Origin of the sequence: Sphingopyxis sp., assembly GCF_036402335.1 — a bacterium.
Classification (GTDB): Bacteria; Pseudomonadota; Alphaproteobacteria; order Sphingomonadales; family Sphingomonadaceae; genus Sphingopyxis.
This window is the reverse complement of sequence record NZ_DASWTD010000371.1, coordinates 1-4,885: the sequence shown is the minus strand read 5'-3', so window position 1 is coordinate 4,885 and position 4,885 is coordinate 1. Positions and strand designations below refer to the sequence as shown.

3 protein-coding genes are annotated in these 4,885 nt (G+C 63.3%); all 3 read right to left on the bottom strand.

Features of this window, described 5'->3' with window-relative positions; genetic code table 11:
- Positions 1–525 (bottom strand): phytase (locus tag VGD20_RS11790; RefSeq protein ID WP_331134629.1); only part of this gene is annotated, 525 nt, incomplete at its 3' end.
- 17 nt (positions 526–542) lie between these two features.
- Positions 543–1,997, bottom strand: a complete 1,455-nt coding sequence (locus VGD20_RS11785) for a metallophosphoesterase family protein (RefSeq protein WP_331134628.1) — start codon at positions 1,995–1,997, stop codon at positions 543–545.
- Entirely contained in the window at positions 1,997–4,843 is a 2,847-nt protein-coding gene (locus VGD20_RS11780; RefSeq protein ID WP_331134627.1) for a TonB-dependent receptor, read from the bottom strand. Before VGD20_RS11780 ends, VGD20_RS11785 begins: the two co-directional genes overlap by 1 nt.
- Positions 4,844–4,885: the final 42 nt, after the last annotated feature.

Below are 4,885 nucleotides of genomic sequence, written 5' to 3'. Positions count from 1 at the left end.
GAGCGTCCCGACGCGTACCGTGCCGTCCTTGACGATCAGCGCGGCGGTGAGCGGTGCGCCCGGCGCGGTCTTTTTGAGGCAGAGGCCATAGGCTTCGCCGGTCCCGGCGGCGGCACGGCCGAGCGCGACGATCGCCGGCTTGTCGGCGTCGAGGCGGAAGACCGCGAGATGCGCGTTCACCCCGTCGTTGCGGTCGCTCGCGACGATGATGTTGCCCGCGACATCGACATTGTTGACGAGGCCCGCCTGCGTGAAGGCGATGTCCTTCCCCGTCAGGTCATAGATGTGCAACCCCGCCTTCTTGTCGGTCGCGACGATCAGCGCGCGGTTCGGGTTGGCGGGATCGATCCAGATCGCCGGATCGTCGGCGGCGTCAGCCTTGCCCGTGCCGACCGGCGCGGTCTCGCCGCTCGCGGTGACCTGCACCGGCGGCAGGCCGGTAAATACGGGTTCGCTTGCGGCGCAACCCGTGACGGTCACGGCAAGCGCGGATACGGCAAGCAATTTCGAAATCCGGTCCATCATATCAACCCCTTGTTCTCTTATTTACCCGATGCGACGCAACGGCCGCCGTCGGGGCCGACGTCGCCAGCGCAGGTCCGCGCCGCGATCGTCGGTTCGTCGATTTCGGTCAGGCGATTGCCGCCCTCGGTGCGGTCGAGGTCGAAGCCGTCATAGAGCTTGCCCGATGCCGTATAGGTGCGGAACCGGAGCCGCTTCGGTTCGACGTCGACGATCTGGTAGAGTTCGGTCGCCTCGGCGATCTTGTCGGGCTGGTTCGGCGCGCGGTCGTTGAGGCGGTACATCTTCGACCCCGTCACCGACACCAGATAGACCGGCCCTTGCAGAGCGCCGCCGGCGCGCGCTGTCGCGCTCGCTTCGCGGCCGGCTTCGGAGGTCAGCCGGCTGTAACAATGATCGTGGCCCTGCAGCACCAGATCGACCTTGCGCTTGTCGAACACCGGCTTCCACGCCGCCTTGATCTCGGCGGTATCGTTCGGGCGCGCGCAGGTAAAGACCGGCTGGTGAAAGAGGACGACGTTCCAGTTCGCCTTCGACGCCGCGAGCGTCGCGTCGAGCCAGTCGGTCTGCGCCTTCATCGACCCGAGATCGATCGCGGCGGTTCCGTCGAGGACGATGAAACGGACACCCTGATAATCGGTGTAATAGGTGGTCGCCTTGACCGGATCGGCGCCGTTCGACGGCAGAGCGAACTGCGCAGGCCAATAGGGACCGAGCCTGCGGCTTTCGGTACCATCGGGCTTCAGCACATCGACATATTCATGGTTGCCCGTCGCGGGCACCTGCGGGACGATTGCATAATTATAGCCGCCTGCCTGGTTCCACTCGCCCCATTCGTCGTCATGGTCGAGGTCGTCGCGCTGGCCGACGAGATCGCCGGCGTGAACGACGAGGCGGATGTCGCCATTGGCGTGGAACGCCTGCCGGATCACGCGGCTGGCATAGGTCAATATGCCGTTCTGGATATCGCCGAGGTAGAGGAAGCGGAACGGCTTGGCCTCCGCGGCGGCGGTGCGGAACTGATACCATTCGCTCCAGCCCGCCGCGCCCTTCACGCGGTAGGTATAGACGGTGTCGGGCGCGAGACCGGTGAAGCGGACCTGGTGATAGAGCGCGGGGCCATAGCTGCTGTCGAGTGGCATCGCCTTGCCGGTGACGAGCGTCGCCTTTTCCTCGAGCGTCGGCCCGTCGACCGACACCGCGAGCTGGGCCTGGGACTCGGCCTGCGCGGTGTCGGTGCGAAAGGTGACCGCCATTTCGCGCGCCGGGTCGGCCCCGGGCGTGAGAATTATGCGGTCGGGAAGGTTTCTGGGCGCGTAGGGAAGACCGGCAGAGCGGGGGATAGGCGCGCCATCCTCCGTCTGCGTGACGATGGGAAAGCTGCCGGTCGCGGGTTCCGCGGCGGCGGGCGCGATGCCGCCGCCGAGCACCAACCCTGCCGCCACCAACGGCAGCAGGGCAATGGGATGCCGCATCAGAACTTCACCCGCGCGCCGAACTTCATCGTCCACTTATACTGCTCGAACTGCAGCAGATTCTGGCGGGCGCCGACATTGTTGTAAGCATAATATTTCGCGTTGTTGATGTTCACCCATTCATAGAAGACCTGAACCTGCTTGGTGACATCAAATTTGGCCGAAAGATCGAGTTGGAAATGATTGTCGATGATCCGGTCTTCTTCCGCGGTGTCGCCCAGTTCGTCGAGATATTTCGAGCGATAGGTGCCCGCGAGGCGCAGCGAGACCGGACCTTTTTCATAACCCAGCGCCGCGTTGAACGTGTGCTTGGCGGCAGCGGGCAGGGTGATCTTGCGCAGGTCGGTAATGTCGCCGTCCGTCGGCACAGTCCCGGTCGCATCGGTGTAGGTGTAGTTCGCGTTCACCAGGAAGACGTCGAGCGGCGAGGGCAGGAAGCGTAGCGCCTGCGTGTAGCTGAGCTCAACGCCCCAGATCTTGGCGGTGTCGCCGTTGATCGGGATCGTCGCTTCGTCATAGGCGATGCCATTATATTCGCCGGCGTCTTCCAGATTGGTGTCGACGATGAAATTCTTCACATCCTTGTAGAAGACGCCAGCCGACAGCGCGCCGTTGTTCGGCAGATAATATTCGACCCCGGCGTCGAAGTTCCAGGCTTCGTAAGGCTTGAGGTCGGGGTTGCCGAACTCGCCCTCGCGCTCATTGTCGTCATTCTGCTCGATGGTGAAGCGTGGCGCGAGTTTCGACAGCTTGGGACGAACGAGGCTCTTGTAACCCGCGGCGCGCAGGACGAGATTTTGCTGCGGTTCCCAGCGGACCGTCAGGCTCGGCAGCCAGTCGCCATAGCTCCGCTTGAACTGGTTGGGGACGCTGATGACGGTATCCTCATCGGCCTCCGACCCGTCGGGCAGGTCGCCGCCTTCCTCGATCAGCGTCACCGTATTGGCGCGAATGTCGTTCTTCGTGTGCTCATAGCGGACGCCGCCAATCACGCGGAGCGTGTCGCTGTCCCAGCGGCCGAGCAGGTAGCCCGCCGCGACATCCTCGCTCACCGAATAATCCTCGACCGCCGAATCGAACAATGAATCGAGCTCGTTGAGTTCGAAATCGGCGCGGTTGGCGTTGAAGAAGGCGCGCACGCCGCGCTTGTCGAGCACCGGCGAGATGTCGGCGATGCGATAGGTCTGCTGGCCGACGAAGTCGGTCATCGTCAGCCCGTCCATTTCCCAATATTGGGTTTCGAGGTTGTAGCTCTTGTCGCGCCAGCGGCCCTTGGCGCCGGCCTGAACCGTGAAGGTGCCATTGTTCATCGCAAATTCGCGGCCGAGGTCGAGCTTGGCGCCCCATTCCTCGTCGCGCGAGTCCGAGAGCCCGGTAACCTGCACGCTGTCGAGTTCATATTGCGACGGGTCGGAGAAATCGGCGATCGCGCCGGCGCTACCCCCAACAGTATAGAGCGGCTTGCGCGGGTCGGCGAAATCGAGACCGAGTTCCAAGCCCTCGTTTTCGAAGGTCCGCTCGAAATTGGCGGGGTCGATCGAACCATTCTCGCGTTCGGTCGACTTGGCATAGCTGACCGAATATTTGGCCAGCCAGCCGTCGCTGTTGGTTTCGCCGCCCAGAACGATGCTGCGGATGCGCTGGCGCTCGAAACGGTCCTTCAGCGAACGCTGGACCGAAAGCTCGCCGTCCTCGTCGCTATAGACGACATTCGCGCCGCTGCCCGAAACCTCGCCCGCGTCTTCGAGCTTGAAGCTCGTCTCGCGGCGATATTCCTGATCGTCGAACTGGCTATAGATGCCGCGAGCATAAAGCTTCGTCGACGAACCGACACGGAAGTCGAAGTTCAGGTTGGCCGAGAGGCGTTTCCGTTCGACGTCATAGTCGCGATAATTGATCTCTTCGGTCGTGAGCAGGCCGCCGTCGGTCAGATTCCAGCCATCGGATTCGACATTGTCGGTTTCGAACTTGCGCTGATAATAGGAAATGCCGCCCGACACGCCGACATCGTCGGACAGGCGCTGTGCGAAATCGATGCTGCCTTTCGGCGTCAGCTTTTCCGAATAATCATTGTAGCTGCCCTCGATCTTCGCGGTGAGCAGATTCTTGCGGCGTTCGAAGGCGCTGGTCGTGTGGATTTCGATCGACGCGCCGATCGTATCGGCGTCCATGTCAGGGGTCAGCGACTTCTTGACCTCGATCGATTCGATGCTGTCGCTCGAAATCACGTCGAGCGCGACCGATCGGACGTCGCTTTCGGGGGCGGGCAGGCGGACGCCATTGACCGACGTCGCGTTGAGTTCGGGGTCAAGGCCGCGGACCGAGACGAAGCGGCCTTCGCCTTGGTCGTTGAGGATGTTGACGCCGGGAAGACGGCGCAACGATTCAGCGACATTCTGGTCGGGGAACTGGCCGACTGCGTCGCGCGTCAGCACGCTTTCGATGCCGTCCGCAGCTTTTTGCCGAGACAGCGCGCTCGCCTGGTTGGCCGACTGGCCGAGCACGAGGATCGAGCCGTCGGTGCCGAGGACGATCTTTACCGTCGCATTGCCCGACTGGGGGATTTCGACGGTCATCGTGCGCGGTTCGGCACCGACATAACGGGCTTCGATCGTATAGGTGCCGGCCGGGAGGTTGCTGAAGCGGAAGCTGCCGTCGCGATCGGCTTCCGCAACGCGGTTGAGTTCGACGATACGGAGCTGCGCGCCCTGCAGCGCACGCGTGTCGGTGGCGTCGGTGACCGTACCGGTCAGGTCGCCGGCCTGCGCGGCGGTGGGAAGCGCGGCGGCCAGCGAGAGGCAGGTGCCGAGCAGGATGCGTGAACGGACGGTACGAAGCTGATGCATGAGATCCCCCGAGGAGTGCGAGAATGTCGCCGGGTCCTTTTG